At 63.6% G+C, this 12,982-nt stretch carries 16 protein-coding genes; 8 read left to right on the top strand and 8 right to left on the bottom strand.

The features are described from left to right. Window positions 1–180: 180 nt before the first annotated feature. From AC05QJ_RS12160 to AC05QJ_RS12150, 3 genes are all read left to right on the top strand, one after another. Complete coding sequence (locus tag AC05QJ_RS12160) at window positions 181–1,437, top strand: OprD family porin (protein WP_476747087.1); 1,257 nt, start codon at window positions 181–183, stop codon at window positions 1,435–1,437. Between the two features lie 355 nt (window positions 1,438–1,792). Then, window positions 1,793–2,989, top strand: a complete 1,197-nt coding sequence (locus AC05QJ_RS12155) for an MFS transporter (RefSeq protein WP_476747086.1) — start codon at window positions 1,793–1,795, stop codon at window positions 2,987–2,989. Window positions 2,990–3,071: 82 nt separating this feature from the next. Beyond that, window positions 3,072–3,620 (top strand): cupin domain-containing protein, encoded by a 549-nt coding sequence (locus AC05QJ_RS12150; protein WP_476747085.1) that lies wholly within the window; start codon window positions 3,072–3,074, stop codon window positions 3,618–3,620. Window positions 3,621–3,668: 48 nt separating this feature from the next. Here the strand turns inward: AC05QJ_RS12150 and AC05QJ_RS12145 are convergent, their stop codons facing one another. Then, a complete protein-coding gene (locus AC05QJ_RS12145; protein ID WP_476747084.1) occupies window positions 3,669–5,159 on the bottom strand; it encodes a DASS family sodium-coupled anion symporter in 1,491 nt (496 codons plus the stop codon). A gap of 469 nt (window positions 5,160–5,628) precedes the next feature. On the opposite strand from AC05QJ_RS12145, the gene AC05QJ_RS12140 reads away from it, so the two are divergent. Continuing rightward, window positions 5,629–5,961, top strand: coding sequence for a hypothetical protein (locus tag AC05QJ_RS12140; protein WP_476747083.1), 333 nt, complete (start codon window positions 5,629–5,631; stop codon window positions 5,959–5,961). A 115-nt stretch (window positions 5,962–6,076) separates the two neighbouring features. Further along, entirely contained in the window at window positions 6,077–6,496 is a 420-nt protein-coding gene (locus AC05QJ_RS12135) for a group II truncated hemoglobin (protein ID WP_476747082.1), read from the top strand. A gap of 792 nt (window positions 6,497–7,288) precedes the next feature. Here the strand turns inward: AC05QJ_RS12135 and AC05QJ_RS12130 are convergent. From AC05QJ_RS12130 to AC05QJ_RS12110, 5 genes are all read right to left on the bottom strand, one after another. Beyond that, entirely contained in the window at window positions 7,289–7,591 is a 303-nt protein-coding gene (locus AC05QJ_RS12130) for a hypothetical protein (protein ID WP_476747081.1), read from the bottom strand. Window positions 7,592–7,750: 159 nt separating this feature from the next. Beyond that, window positions 7,751–7,942, bottom strand: a complete 192-nt coding sequence (locus tag AC05QJ_RS12125) for a hypothetical protein (protein ID WP_476747080.1) — start codon at window positions 7,940–7,942, stop codon at window positions 7,751–7,753. A 163-nt stretch (window positions 7,943–8,105) separates the two neighbouring features. Next, window positions 8,106–8,990, bottom strand: a complete 885-nt coding sequence (locus tag AC05QJ_RS12120) for an EamA family transporter (RefSeq protein WP_476747079.1) — start codon at window positions 8,988–8,990, stop codon at window positions 8,106–8,108. An 85-nt stretch (window positions 8,991–9,075) separates the two neighbouring features. Beyond that, window positions 9,076–9,627 (bottom strand): ATP-dependent Clp protease proteolytic subunit, encoded by a 552-nt coding sequence (locus AC05QJ_RS12115; protein WP_476747078.1) that lies wholly within the window; start codon window positions 9,625–9,627, stop codon window positions 9,076–9,078. 64 nt (window positions 9,628–9,691) lie between these two features. Then, a complete protein-coding gene (locus tag AC05QJ_RS12110; protein ID WP_476747077.1) occupies window positions 9,692–10,084 on the bottom strand; it encodes a low affinity iron permease family protein in 393 nt (130 codons plus the stop codon). Between the two features lie 169 nt (window positions 10,085–10,253). On the opposite strand from AC05QJ_RS12110, the gene AC05QJ_RS12105 reads away from it, so the two are divergent. The 3 genes from AC05QJ_RS12105 to AC05QJ_RS12095 are packed head-to-tail and all read left to right on the top strand — an operon-like array spanning window position 10,254 to window position 12,015. Next, complete coding sequence (locus AC05QJ_RS12105) at window positions 10,254–11,171, top strand: DUF72 domain-containing protein (RefSeq protein ID WP_476747076.1); 918 nt, start codon at window positions 10,254–10,256, stop codon at window positions 11,169–11,171. Between the two features lie 20 nt (window positions 11,172–11,191). Next, the gene (locus AC05QJ_RS12100; protein WP_476747075.1) at window positions 11,192–11,620 is read left to right on the top strand and encodes a hypothetical protein; all 429 of its coding nucleotides are present in this window, start codon (window positions 11,192–11,194) and stop codon (window positions 11,618–11,620) included. A 23-nt stretch (window positions 11,621–11,643) separates the two neighbouring features. Continuing rightward, entirely contained in the window at window positions 11,644–12,015 is a 372-nt protein-coding gene (locus tag AC05QJ_RS12095) for a Rho termination factor N-terminal domain-containing protein (protein ID WP_476747074.1), read from the top strand. 153 nt (window positions 12,016–12,168) lie between these two features. Here the strand turns inward: AC05QJ_RS12095 and AC05QJ_RS12090 are convergent, their stop codons facing one another. Both AC05QJ_RS12090 and AC05QJ_RS12085 read right to left on the bottom strand, forming a co-directional pair. Then, window positions 12,169–12,405: a metallothionein gene (locus tag AC05QJ_RS12090; RefSeq protein ID WP_476747073.1), complete on the bottom strand. Its 237-nt coding sequence runs from the start codon at window positions 12,403–12,405 to the stop codon at window positions 12,169–12,171. Window positions 12,406–12,407: 2 nt separating this feature from the next. Then, window positions 12,408–12,902, bottom strand: a complete 495-nt coding sequence (locus tag AC05QJ_RS12085; protein ID WP_476747072.1) for a phosphotransferase system, HPr-related protein — start codon at window positions 12,900–12,902, stop codon at window positions 12,408–12,410. Window positions 12,903–12,982 lie beyond the last annotated feature (80 nt).

Raw genomic sequence — 12,982 nt, 5'->3', positions numbered from 1 at the left:
GCACTCCGGAATCAGGGAGAAAGCAGTCATAACGTTAATATATTAATTTTGTTTGAGCAGTCAGCAAAAGGACTTTATTCAACAAAAGATAATATGTTAACTATAGCTCTGGCCCGCGACCCAGGGCCGGTTGTCTCTCAAGAACGAAACACCAGAACAAAAACAAAAGGTATGAAGTCCATGTCTCTTCCCCGTCGCCTCACTGCGGCCAGCGCCGGCCTGTGCGCCGCGTTCGCCCCGTACCTCGCCCACGCCGATTTCATCAAGGACAGCAAAGCCAGCCTGGAAGCCCGCAATTTCTATTTCAGCCGCGATTTCCGCCAGAGCAACGCGCCGCAGAGCCAGGCGCGGGAATGGGCGCAGGGTTTCATCCTGCGCATGGAATCGGGCTTCACCGAAGGCACCGTCGGCTTCGGTGTCGATGCCCTCGGCGAGCTGGGCGTGAAGCTCGACTCCAGCCGTGACCGCCGGGGCACCGGCCTGCTGCCGTACGGCGCCAGCCAGGAACCGGTGGATGACTTCAGCGAGCTGGGCCTGACCGCCAAGGCGCGCATCAGCAAGACCACCCTCAAGCTCGGCACCTTGCAACCGATGTTGCCGGTGGCAGCGATCAACGATGTACGCCTGCTGCCTTCGACCTACAGCGGCGGCCTGGTCACCTCCCAGGACATCGACGGCCTGACCTTCAACATCGGCCGCCTGGAAAAGCAGAACCTGCGCGATTCCTCCAGCAACGACGAGATGAGCTACGCCGGTGTCGAGAGCAGCTACCTGGATCTTGCCGGCGGCACCTACGCCCTGACACCGCGCCTCGCCGTGAGCTACTACTACGCGCAAATGCAGGACATCTACCGCCAGCACTACGCCGGCCTGGTGCATGACCTGCCGCTGGCCGACGGCATCAGCCTGCGCAGCGACCTGCGCTACTTCGACACCCGCGAAACCGGCCACGACGCCCTGCGTTCGGCGAGCCGGGTGGATGGCGGCAAGATCGACAACCGCTTCTTCAACGGCATGCTGACCCTGGGTGTCGGCGCACATAAACTCGGCCTGGGCTACCAGAATCTCTCCGGCGACGGCGACTTCGCCTATCCGGGGCTGGACCCGTACTCGGTCAACCTGGTGACGGTGAACGTCTTCACCAAGGCCGAGACCGACGCCTGGCAAGCCCGCTACGACTACAACTTCGCCGCCTTCGGCCTACCGGGGCTGAGCTTCATGACCCGCTACGTCAACGGCAGGAACATCGAGACCGCGACCGTCAGCGGCGGCAAGGAATGGGAACGCGATACCGACATCGCCTACGTGGTGCAGAGCGGTCCGTTGAAGAACTTCAGCGTGCGCCTGCGCAACGCCACCTTCCGTTCCAGCGGCGGGCTGACCAGCGATATCGACGAAAACCGCCTTATCCTCGGCTATACCGTGGCGCTGTGGTGAGGGAAGAAAAACCGTAAATACGGGGTTTTTCATCGAGATTTGCATTAGGCCGGTGCACAATACCCGGCCAACTCGGCCTCACCGCATGAGATCTGCGTAACTCGCGGCCAAGCACCGATCAAGGTGGGAGCGGCTTCAGCCGCGATTGGGCGCGCAGCGGCCATAAAACCTGTACTCGCGACCTCCAGAACAGTCGCGGACTCAGGTTCTACGACGGCTACGCCGCCGATCGCGGCTCAAGCCGCTCCCACCGGAGCGCGACTGACCGCTCCTCAGCGTGCGAGCAGCGAAATGTGCAGATCCCCCTGCGGCGATAGGGCCTGCAAGGACACCACAAAACCAGCCCGGATTGCTTATGACTACCGCCCAGGTCTCCCCTGCGCCGCACACCGCCTTCGACATCCGCCCCCTGCTGTTCGCCCACACCGCCTGCACCATCGCCATGATGGCCTTCGTCTCGCTGATCGGCCCGATCGCCCGCGTCCTTGACCTCGCGCCCTGGCAAGCTGGCGCGGCGATGACCGTATCCGGCGTGATCTGGATGCTCCTCGCTCGTCCCTGGGGCCGCGCCAGCGACCGCTATGGCCGGCGCCGCATCCTGCTGCTCGGCGCCGGCGGCTTCACCCTCGCTTACTGGGCGCTGTGCCTGTTCATCGATGGCGCCCTGCGCTGGCTGCCGCCGGCATCGATCGCCTTCGCCGGGATGGTCATCGGTCGCGGCGCCATCGGTGCCTTCTACGCCGCGCTGCCGGTCGGCAGCAATGCCCTGATCGCCGACAACGTCGAACCGCAACACCGCGCCCGCACCATGGCCTCCCTCGGTGCCGCCAACGCCGTGGGCCTGGTGCTCGGCCCGGCCATCGCCGCCCTGCTCGCCCGCCACAGCCTGAGCCTGCCGATGTACGCCATGGCCATCCTGCCGCTGGCGGCGCTGCTGGTGCTGCGCAGCAAGCTCAAGCGCCAGGAACTGCACCTGGCCCAGGCGCCGCGCACCGTGCGCCTGAGCGACCCGCGCCTGCGCCGGCCGCTGGTGGTGGCCTTCGTCGCCATGCTCTGTGTGTCTCTGGCGCAGATCACCGTAGGGTTCTTCGCCCTCGACCGCCTCGGACTGGAACCTGGCGACGCCGCCCAGGCTGCCGGCATCGCCCTGACCATGGTCGGCGTGGCACTGATCTGCTCGCAGTTGCTGGTGCGCAAGCTGCAATGGCCACCGCTGCGGATGATCCGCGTCGGCGCCAGCGTCTCGGCCCTGGGCTTCGTCGCCAGCGCCTTCGCCAGCAGCAGCCTGCTGCTGTCGCTCGGCTTCTTCGTCTGCGCCGCAGGCATGGGCTGGGTGTTCCCGGCCTTCGCGGCACTGGCGGCCAACGCGGTGGACGCCTCCGAGCAAGGTGCCACCGCGGGTTCGGTCGGCGCGATGCAAGGGCTGGGCGTAGTGGTCGGGCCGCTGGCCGGCACGCTGATCTACAGCCTCGACCCCCGTTTGCCCTATCTGGTAGCCGGCGCGTTGCTGCTGATCGTCGGACTGTGGTCGAGCACGCGAAGCAAAGCCTGACGCGGGCTCCACACACTCGGGCACAGCCTGCCCGAGTGTGTTTTAATGCCTCGCCCAAAAATTCTTTACACACAAGGCGGCTATGGACACGGGGACACGACTCAGACTGGTGCGTGAACGCAACAAACTTTCCCAACGGGAACTGGCCCGGCGCAGTGGCCTGACCAACTCGACCATCTCGCAGATCGAGCAGAATCGCGTCAGCCCCTCGGTGAGTTCCCTGAAAAAGCTGCTCGAAGGCATCCCCATGTCCCTGGCGGAGTTCTTCAGCTTCGACGAGCCGCCTCGGGAAGAGCGCTTTGTCTTCCGTGCCAACGAACAGCCTGACCTCGGCAGCTCGGGCCTGCGCCTGCTGCTGGTCGGCGCCAGTGTCGAAGGCCGGCAGATGCGCATGCTGCGCGAGCTGTACGCTCCCGGCGCCGACTCTGGCGAAGAGCTGATCGTCCACGCCGAAGGCGAGGAATGCGGCCTGGTGACCCGTGGCACCATCGAGCTGCGCGTGGATGGCCAGGTGAGCATCCTCAACTCCGGCGACGGCTACTACTTCCCCACCACCCTGCCCCACAGCTTCAAGAACATCGGCCAGGACGAGGCCGAGATCATCAGCGCCAACACCCCGGCGAACTTCTGATTGCCCGACCAAGGCCCCGCGGACAGTGTCCGCGGGGCCTTGGTGCATTCACATCCAGCCCAGCCAATGCCACCAGGTGGCGGCGAACACCAGCATCAGCAGATAGCCGGCCAGGGTCACGGCAATGCCGACCCGGGCGAACTGCCGGGCGTTGAAGGTCTCGGTGCCCAGGCACACCATGTTCTGCGGCGCGTTGATCGGCAGGATGAAGCCGTAGCTGACCACGAAGCCCAGGGCCATGGTCATGCCCAGCCGGCTGAAGTCGCCCGGCAGGGTCTGCAGCACCGCGATGAGGATCGGCAGCAGCGCCGAGGTCAGCGCCGTGGCGCTGGCAAAGCCCAGGTGAATGACGATCAGGAAGGCGCCAAGGATCGCGAATACGCCCAGCGTGCCCAGTTGATCGAGCCCGGTATGGGCCACCACCTGCGCCCCCAGCCACTGCCCGGCATGGGTGCTGAGCAGCGTGCTGCCCAGGCTGATACCGACCCCGAAGACGATCACCGTGCCCCAGGGAATCCGCGCCTGCACGTCTTTCCAGGTCATCACCCCGAAGCGCGGCAGCAACAGCAGCACCAGGCCGGCGTAGGTGGTGGACGTGGTATCGAACGCATGCAGCTTGCCTTCGGTGGCCCAGGCCAGCAGCAGCGCCAGCGACACCCCGAGCAGACGCTTCTGCGCCCCGGTCATCGGCCCCAGCGCCGCCAGTTGCTCGGCCACCGCCGCCTTGCCACCGGGAATGCTGTCGGTTTCCGGCGGCAGCATTTTCAACACCACCACGATCAGCAGCAACGACATCAGCACCGCCCAGGGCGCACCGGCGATCAGCCAGTCGATCCACGACACCCGGGCGCCGAGCATCTTGTCCATGAAACCGACCGTCAGCAGGTTCTGCGCCGCGGCGGTCTGGATGCCGATGTTCCAGATACTGGTGCCCTGGGCGACGATGATCATGATCCCGGCTGCGATGTTGGAGCGTTTGTCGACGCCGAACGCGGCGATCACCCCCATCATGATCGGCACCACGCAGGCACTGCGCGCGGTGGCACTGGGCACTACCAGGCTGAGCAGAATGGTGACCACCACCGCGCCCAGCAAGATGCGCCGGGTACTCACGCCGATGCGGTCGAGGGTCACCAGGGCGATGCGCCGGTCCAGGCCGGTGTGGGTCATCGCCGCCGCGAGGAACAGTGCACCCACTACCAGCGCCAGCGCGGTATTGGAAAAGCCGGTCAAGGCCATGCCCACGGCGGCCGAGGAGCCGTAGGTCTGGCCCGGGTCAGCCAGGGTCGGCGCGGTGCCGAGGAGAAACGCCAGCAGCGCGGTAATCATGATGGCACTGGCTTCATAGGACACCGCCTCGGTGATCCACACCACCACGGCAAAAGCGAGGATCGCCAGCACCCGCTGCCCCGCCACCGGCAGATCGGCCGGTAGCGGCAGCAACAGCACCACTACCAGCGCTGCGATACCGATCAACAAACCCAGGGGCAGCAACGGCCTGGTACTACGGGTGGAAGCAGAAACATCGGGCTGACTCATGGTTACCTCACTGGCTATAGTCCTCGGCAAGGGCTCTGGCTCGCGCGTTTGCCGTGCACTCCGATAGTCCTCCCGGCAGCTTTGGAGAAAACTGACCCCGATCAATCCTTCCGCCATTGACCGCCGGCCTGCGCACCGGGCTTTGTAGGACAACCAAACACAGCACTACAAAAAGCGACCAACCAGTCGGAAAAGGATTTTGTAGTGCTAAGAAAAATTTACTACAAAACCTGTTGACGCCATTCGTCGCCCTCTGCATGATGAGGCCATCTCCCCGATCGGGAGGGCTGGCAAGGGTGTTCCAGACGGTTCGAGCGATTTTTCGAATACGTCCGTGGAGTGGGACTGTCCAAAAGGCAGAGTGAAGAAAGCCCCTGTTGCGATTGCTGCTGTAGCAGCCTTGGTAGTGCGCTACACGATTGTGGCGCCAGACAGAAAACATCACCACTGAAGGGTTATGGGGGCTTTAATGATGAACTTGAACGAAAAACCGACCATCCAGGAATTGGCCAAACTGTTCGCAGCGCGCAAAGACAGCCTCGACAGTCACATTCTCTGGGTTTGCGATGCCGGCGAAGTGCATATCGACAGCCTGGCGCCCTGCACTGCAGAAAGCGAATTCGAACAGCGCAAGCCGAACATGCGCGCCCGCCTGAAGATGTACCGCCGCGGCCAGGGCTACGTCGGCAAGAAGGCCGCTGCCGATACCGAATTTGTCGGTAGCGTGCTGGAAACCCTGCAACAGGCGTGGCCAGCACTGCGTGAAGCTGAGGGTGTACGCGTCATCGATCGCCTCTGCTGATTTTCGCAACGCGACATTGAGCCCGGCCCGAAAGGCCGGGCTTTTTCATGTCCGGGATCAATCGCCGGGGCAGTTCGTCCGCTAGAATGCGGTTTTTCTCCGGAGTACCTCATCCATGACCCGCCCTGCATTCGGCACAGACGATGCCTCGTACCAGGCCGCCGGCGGCCTCGACGGCCTGCGCCGACTGGTGGACGACTTCTACGACATCATGGACAGCGACCCCGCCGCCCTTGACGTGCGCCGCATGCACGGTGAAGACCTGAGCCTGTCGCGAGACAAGTTGACCTGCTTCCTCAGTGGCTGGCTTGGTGGTCCGCGTTTGTTCGCCGAGCGGTATGGCCCGATTGCCCTGCCGTCCTTTCATGCCCAGTGGCCGATGGACGAGCGCCATGCGGGGATCTGGCTTGACTGCATGGCCCAGGCCATCGACCGCCAACCCTTCTCGCCCGAGTTTGCCGAGTATCTGTTGATCCAGTTACGGGTGCCGTCGGGGCGGATTGTTCAGGCGAGCCGGGCGCGGCATGGGGGTTGAGGCTTCAGGATTTGGGCCTGGAATTGATGTTGGTGCTGGTGCTGATTTAGCGTGATTATCCGTTATTTTCGGCGACGTTGATGGCCCGTTCCGCCCTTACGGCGGCTTACTTTTGTCTTGTCAAAAGTAAGCAAAACCGCTGGCTCCCACATACGGCCCTACGCTTCGCTCCGGGTCCCCTCGCTCCGGTGTCCTCCAGGGGCCGCGCGGCCTACGACTTGCTTCGCCAAGTCTACGACTCGCGCTCTTCGGCTTCGCCGAAGGGGGCTGCGCCCCCGCCCCTTCCGAACACCTCCACTCGGCCTCCTGAAGTCGCAAGTTACGGGCGGCGCTCTCGCGGACGGATCTTCGAGATTCGAATCTGCTTTTGATAGGCGTCCCAAAGAGCCGGAGCTTTTGCTCTGGCTTTTGCTTTTCATGCGCGCCAGCCCAGACGCCGCCAATTGCGACTTCAGCCGGCCGAGTGGAGGTGCCTGTAGGGGCCGGGTGCGTAAGCACCCTTCGGCGATAGCCGAAGACGCGAGATGAAGATTTGCGAAGCAAATCGTAGGCCGCGCTGGCCCCGAAAGGTGCCGGAAGGAGGGGACCCGGAGCGAAGCGTAGGGCCGGATGTTGGGAGCGGGCGGTTTTGCTTACTTTTGACAAGACAAAAGTAAGCCGCCGTAAGGGCGGAACGGGCCGGCAACGTCGCCGAAAACAACGGATATGCCCAAAAAAACCAGCACAAACACAACCCGAAACCAAAAAAGCCGGCGAGCAACCCGCCCAGCCGGCCTTCCACCACCACACCACTCAAGCCCGGCGCAAAAGCTCCAGCGGCTCCTCCGGTTGCAGCCCGGCGACCATCGCCCGGGCCCGATCGACACCCCATACCAGCGCCCGACTCATGCTTTCACTGGGCCTGGACGGATAGTACTCCTCCATCAGCGCCTTGCCATGCCGGGCATAGACCCCGAGAAAAAGCTGCGTCGCACCGGTGCGCGACAACCGTGTCTGAACATCGATACTGGTGCCATCACTGAACACTTCGTCATGGCTGCGGCTGTGCAGTTGGGCATCTGCCCATTTCCAGTAGGTCTCTTCCCTGATACGCATCGTTATCCTCCATTGGATGTACCGCGCTAGTAAGGCACAGATCGCAATCCCTCTCCAGCGCCGCCGGGCGGCGCCATGCGCGGGATCAAGCAAAGCGGCATGAAATGGCAGATTTCGCGTACTACTGCTCGTTTTTTCAAGCCAGCTGCGGCTGGCGATTCAACGTTTGGGCAAGGCGGCCGGCAGGAACCGACGACTCTCGCTGCGCGCTGGAACGCGACCCTTGTAGTTGCCATGGGCATCGTCCAGGGTCATGTGGACGAAGCCGAGGCGGAAGGCGGATTGACCGCAACGCACCACGCTGTTGACGGGAAACTCGTCGCCGAGGTCTTCGAGAAATTGATCCTTCATATCTGCTCCCCTCTGAATGCGACCCCTACCGGCTGCCCAGCCGGGCAACCTGAAAATAGCGGTCTCCAATGATTGAGAGACTAGCCGGACATTTGTGGACTGCCTGGTCACGATCGAAAAACCCCGACCAGTGGCACCCTTGCGCCGAAGACCTGGATTGGCTTTACGCCCGGGCCGGTAGCAAACGCTCCTTCAACCGCGGCCCGAACACGTTGATCAGCAACCCCAGCATCACCAGCAGACCACCCCAGCACTGGATCGCGCTCAGACGCTCATCCAGCAGCAACGCCGACGAACTCAGCCCCACCACCGGAACCAGAAGCGAAAACGGTGCCACCTTGCCTGCCGGATAGCGGGACAGGAGCCGACTCCACAGACCGTAGCCGAGGATTGTTGCAATCAGTGCGAGGTAAACCAGTGCCAAAATCGAGTGCAGGCCAATGTTGCGCAGCGACGATTCGATCAGTTGCGGACCTTCCAGGTACCAGGACATCGCGAAGAACGGCAGCGGCGGAATCAGCGCGCCCCAGATCACCAGCGCCACCAGGTCGATCTTGCCGAAGCGCCGGGTGATGATGTTGCCCATGGCCCAGCAGGCGCCGCCGCAGAGGGTCAGGATCAGTGCGAACAGGGGCACGTGACCGCCGTTCTCACTGCCGATCAGCGCAAGCCCTCCAGCCGCCACCAGCAGCCCCAGCACACTGGCCGCACGCAAACGCTCGCCGAGGAACACCGCGGCAAAGATCATGGTGAAGAACGCCTGCGACTGCAGCACCAGCGACGCCAGCCCCGGCGGCATGCCGTTACCCATGGCCTCGAAGAGGAAGGCGAACTGTCCGAAGGAAATGGTCAGGCCATACGCGATGAGCCAGCGCCACGGCAACTGCGGCCGGCGAATGAAGAATACGGCCGGAATGGCCACCAGCGCGAAGCGCAGCGCACCCAGCAGCATCGGCGGCAGGCCGTCCAGGCCAACCTTGATCACGACAAAGTTCACGCCCCAGGCGACGATCACAACCAGCGCCAACAGCAAATCCTTGAGTGGCATCTTTCCCCCAGCCTATTTCGCAATATTTGGAAACATCATACCGACATCGCGAGGCCGAGGCGAAAATGCACCAGTGCGCAGCAGATCAGGCGTGCACGCTCCATTGCACGGCATCGGCGGCGATCGGCGAATCGTCGATCGCCTGGATCAGGCCGCAGTCGATCGCCTCCCGAGGCGTGACGATCCGCGGATGCGACATGAGGTAGCGTGGAATATCCAGCACCTGTTCCGCCCCCTCGGTGCGCTCGCTCACGATGTCGGCGTACAGCTGCAAGTCGTAATCCAGGCTCATGGCGTACTCGGCCATGCGCGCATGGTCCACCGAACCGTGCAGCGTCCAGTGGAAGGGGTGAAACAGGAACTTGCTGTGGGCACAGGCCGTGCGGTGTTCGCCGGCAAGAAACAGGATATTGCCCATGGATTCGACGGTACCCAGGTTATGGGTATCCACCCGCACCGGCAGCGAACGCAGGAAGTTGTAGAGACTGAAGCCGTAGCTGCACTCCCCGCCCATGGTGGCGATATTCAATTGCAGGCGCTCGGCGCCCTGGTGCAGGGCCTTGGAACAGGCGGTGATGAGGTTGCCGCAGGTGGACGCGTTGATCGGTCCGGTGAAGTGAATGATATGACTGGTCATGATCACCTCGTGCTGTCGGATGGATTTGCCGCGAGCGACGGTACGCCCCGGCGTCTTCCGTGGCTCAGGCGTCGTCGTCGCGCCCGGACGTGCCCGGTGTCTTGCCCTCGGCGAGTTCACCGAGGTGCTGGTAGCGCTTGCGCAGCTCGTGCAGTTGTTTCTCATCCAGGTCGTCGAGGCCGAGCAGCGCGTTGTGGGCGCGTTTGGTGGCGCGCAACAGCTCGTCGATCTTGATGTGCAGCTCGTCGGTGTCGCGGTTCTGGGTGTTCTGGATCAGGAACACCATCAGGAAGGTGACGATGGTGGTCGACGTATTGATCACCAGTTGCCAGGTGTCGCTGAAATGGAAGAGCGGTCCACTGATGCCCCAGGCCAGGACCAGACCGAAGGCAATGAAGAAGGTCCCCGGATGCCCGGTCCAGTTGGCCAGTTTCTGGGCGAAACGCGAGAATTTCATGGGCCTTTTCCCTCACACGCCGCATGCGCGGACCGACATTCGGTGGAGGCGCTGGCGCGGGCAAAGTTCAACTTGCCGGCAACCGCCGTTCACCACTCGTCCCTCACGCTGAACCCTGCCGCGCAGCACCCGGTCGCACCCCATAAGGACCCTCACGAAGGACGACCCGGTGAGCAAGATCCATATCGGCATCTCCGGCTGGCGCTACGCGCCGTGGCGCAAGCAGTTCTACCCCGAAGGGCTGACCCAGTCCAAAGAACTGGCGTTTGCCTCGCGAGCGGTGTCGAGCATCGAAATCAACGGCTCGTTCTATGCCCTGCAAACCCCGCAACGCTACGCCCAGTGGCGTGACGACACGCCCGACGGTTTCGTGTTCTCGGTCAAGGCGCCGCGCTACATCACCCATGTACGCAGGCTCAAGGATATCGAAGAACCTCTGGCCAATTTCTTTGCCTCCGGCCCGTTGCAACTGGGCGACAAGCTCGGCCCGATCCTCTGGCAGTTCCCGCCCAGCCTGAAATTCGATCCGCAGCGCTTCACCGACTTTCTCCAGCGCCTGCCCCATGACCGAGCCGCCGCCGTCCAGTGCGCCCGCCACTGCGCCGCACGCCTGCACAAGGACGGCGCCTTCGACAGCCTGGGCAACGGCCCGCTGCGCCATGCGGTGGAAATTCGTCACGACAGCTTTCGCGATCCGGCCTTCGTCGAGCTGCTGCGCCAGCACCGCGTCGCGCTGGTGGTGGCCGACACCGCCGGCAAGTGGCCGTACCTCGAAGACCTCACCGCCGACTTTCTCTACCTGCGCCTGCACGGCGACGCCGAACTCTATGCCAGCGGCTATACCGACAGCGCCCTGCAGCGCTGGGCACAGCGGATCCGCACCTGGACCCGCGGCCAGCAGCCAGGCGACGCGCAACTGGCCGGCGAGCGCAAGGCGGCAGTCAGCGGCACCAAGGACCTGTATTGCTATTTCGACAACGATCTGAAGGTCCGCGCGCCGTTCGACGCACGAAGCCTGATGAAGCGCCTGAAGCTCGACCAGCATCTGCAGACCGAGCCCGGCATAGCTCCGCCAACGCCGTTATGAAACCGCCACAGGAGACGATCATGCGAACTTCCCCCCTGCTGTTGCTGCTCGGCAGTCTGGCCAGCGGCAGCGTGCTGGCCGATGCCTGCCAGGTCACCACGCGCTCGTCCAGCGAGGCGGTTCCGGCCGTGGACCGCCAGACCTGCTACACCCTGCAAGGCATGCCCGCCGAGGCCATCGACTGGTCATGCAGCAACGAGAGCAAGGAAATGCTCAACAGTGAAAAGCATCGCGTCGCCCGCTGTCCCGACCGCCAGGTCGGCCAGTGCAGCGCCCCGCTTACCCAGGAAAGCCTGGCCAACCCTCGCGCCACCAGCAATGACCCTGACGCGGCCCGCCCGGCCATCCCCAACGACGCCAGGGTGGTGACCTATTACTACAGCGCCGAACACCTCGCTCAGGCCCGCATCGACTGCGAAAGCGCGGGCGGACGCTGGGGCCAGCCCTGATCCATCAACCAGAGGACATTCCCATGCCACGTGGAAGCAAAGCCAAGTACACCGAAGAACAGAAGCGCAAGGCCGAACATATCGAGGAGAGTTATGAAGCCAAGGGCGTGTCCAGGGACGAAGCCGAAGCACGGGCCTGGGCCACGGTGAACAAGCAATCCGGGGGCGGCGAAAAAGCCGGCGGATCGGGACAGCAAAAGAGCGAGGCCAGCAAGCACAAGGCCCGGCAATCTTCCGCGCGTCGGGCGGTGGCGACCCGCCACGGTGTCCCCCGTCCGGATCGCAAGCTGGAAGACATGAGCAAGGCAGAACTGATGGACCAAGCCCGTCGGCAGAACATCGCGGGGCGCTCGACCATGCGCAAGGCAGAGCTGGTGAAGGCACTTGCCAGGTAGGCGTCCGCCACCATGACGCCGCGCTGTTGCGCAGCGAACTGGCCACTGTGGGAGCTTGCTCACTCCCACAGCCCCAGCCAAATCAACTCATCATGCTCCGCTCAAGGAGAGCGGGCGCAAGCAGGTGGAGAAACCCACGCTGCGGTGAGGCCATCAAGGCGAGATCGGATCACTCGCCGGGAAGGTCTCTTCCAGGGCGTTATCCACATTCGACTCCTCGGGCTGTTTCGCCTTGTCGTCGCCGCAATGGCACTCGCTCATCCGGCAAGGCTCACCGCCGGCATGGCCGTCAGCACAGGCCTCGCAACAGTAAGCCTCGCCCCCGCGACTCACGGCATTGGCGTCCACTTCGCAGGTGCAGCCGGGACAGGCGCAATGGTTATCGGACATGGTCATTTCTCCTCGTCGGCGGACGCTTCGTCATCACCCTCGGCGGGTGAAACACGGTCGGTCCAGGGTTTGCCATCCAGCGGCGCCGAACGCGCCAGTTCGGCCTCGTCAAGGCCGATGCCACCGCCAATTTCGCTTTCATCGACCCGGCGCAACTGCCGGTCCGCCGGCCCATCGCCACCGCGATCGGACGGGTCGCGGGCGCCCGTCTGGTCGTAGAGGGTGTCGGGGCTCAGGTCGTCGTAGGTGACGTTGTCTTCGTGCTGGCTCTCGGTCAGCGCCTCGCCACCGCTCATGCCGCTGCGCTCGACCCGCTGTGGCGGGTATTCCTCGGCCACTTCCCGGGCGGGACGGGCGTCGCCGGCGCGCCCCTGGCGCTCGTCGTGCCGGTCGCTGAAATCCAGCTCGCGCATCTCGCCCATGCGGTCCTGGATGTCGTCGATTTCCTGAACCTGATGGGGGGTGGTTTCCGCAGGTTTATTGCTTTTCTCGATCATGGCTGCCTCGTCGTCAGGTGGGCTCTACCTGAGTCGACTCCGCCACAGCCGCAATGATTCAGACTTTCGGCCATCCGGTC

The sequence above is a fragment of the Pseudomonas sp. TUM25319 genome (assembly GCF_056388475.1).
The sequence above is the reverse complement of the archived record's forward strand: the minus strand, read 5'-3'. Positions and strand labels throughout refer to the sequence as shown.

Excerpts from the sequence above, each read along its gene's own strand:
- AC05QJ_RS12160 (WP_476747087.1), top strand. The coding sequence starts at position 181 with ATGTCTCTTCCCCGTCGCCTCACTGCGGCCAGCGCCGGCCTGTGCGCC.
- AC05QJ_RS12155 (WP_476747086.1), top strand. The coding sequence starts at position 1,793 with ATGACTACCGCCCAGGTCTCCCCTGCGCCGCACACCGCCTTCGACATC.
- AC05QJ_RS12150 (WP_476747085.1), top strand. The coding sequence starts at position 3,072 with ATGGACACGGGGACACGACTCAGACTGGTGCGTGAACGCAACAAACTT.
- AC05QJ_RS12145 (WP_476747084.1), bottom strand. The coding sequence starts at position 5,159 with ATGAGTCAGCCCGATGTTTCTGCTTCCACCCGTAGTACCAGGCCGTTG.
- AC05QJ_RS12140 (WP_476747083.1), top strand. The coding sequence starts at position 5,629 with ATGATGAACTTGAACGAAAAACCGACCATCCAGGAATTGGCCAAACTG.
- AC05QJ_RS12135 (WP_476747082.1), top strand. The coding sequence starts at position 6,077 with ATGACCCGCCCTGCATTCGGCACAGACGATGCCTCGTACCAGGCCGCC.
- AC05QJ_RS12130 (WP_476747081.1), bottom strand. The coding sequence starts at position 7,591 with ATGCGTATCAGGGAAGAGACCTACTGGAAATGGGCAGATGCCCAACTG.
- AC05QJ_RS12125 (WP_476747080.1), bottom strand. The coding sequence starts at position 7,942 with ATGAAGGATCAATTTCTCGAAGACCTCGGCGACGAGTTTCCCGTCAAC.
- AC05QJ_RS12120 (WP_476747079.1), bottom strand. The coding sequence starts at position 8,990 with ATGCCACTCAAGGATTTGCTGTTGGCGCTGGTTGTGATCGTCGCCTGG.
- AC05QJ_RS12115 (WP_476747078.1), bottom strand. The coding sequence starts at position 9,627 with ATGACCAGTCATATCATTCACTTCACCGGACCGATCAACGCGTCCACC.
- AC05QJ_RS12110 (WP_476747077.1), bottom strand. The coding sequence starts at position 10,084 with ATGAAATTCTCGCGTTTCGCCCAGAAACTGGCCAACTGGACCGGGCAT.
- AC05QJ_RS12100 (WP_476747075.1), top strand. The coding sequence starts at position 11,192 with ATGCGAACTTCCCCCCTGCTGTTGCTGCTCGGCAGTCTGGCCAGCGGC.
- AC05QJ_RS12095 (WP_476747074.1), top strand. The coding sequence starts at position 11,644 with ATGCCACGTGGAAGCAAAGCCAAGTACACCGAAGAACAGAAGCGCAAG.
- AC05QJ_RS12090 (WP_476747073.1), bottom strand. The coding sequence starts at position 12,405 with ATGTCCGATAACCATTGCGCCTGTCCCGGCTGCACCTGCGAAGTGGAC.
- AC05QJ_RS12085 (WP_476747072.1), bottom strand. The coding sequence starts at position 12,902 with ATGATCGAGAAAAGCAATAAACCTGCGGAAACCACCCCCCATCAGGTT.